Raw genomic sequence first — 216 nt, 5'->3', positions numbered from 1 at the left:
TCCAGCGTTTTGCTGCTGATTTTGATCCGAGTTACCTTGTTTAGAGCTTTGTTGTTTATCCTGATTCGAGTCGTCTTGTTTAGAGCTTTGTTGTTTATCTTGATTCGAGTCATCTTGTTTAGAATGTTGTTGTTCATCTTGATTCGAGTCGCTTTGCTTAGAATGTTGCTGTTTATTCTGATCCGAGTCGTCTTGTTTAGAATGCTGTTGTTGATT

The 216-nt window shown here is 38.0% G+C and carries 1 pseudogene; it reads right to left on the bottom strand.

The features are described from left to right. Positions 1-216, bottom strand: a pseudogene (locus MR113_RS28130) (spore germination protein); the annotation flags it as partial.

The organism is Bacillus cereus group sp. BfR-BA-01379 (assembly GCF_022663605.1).
Classification (GTDB): Bacteria; Bacillota; Bacilli; order Bacillales; family Bacillaceae_G; genus Bacillus_A; species Bacillus_A mobilis.
Note: the sequence above shows the minus strand (reverse complement) of the source record. Positions and strands in the feature narration are given on the sequence as shown.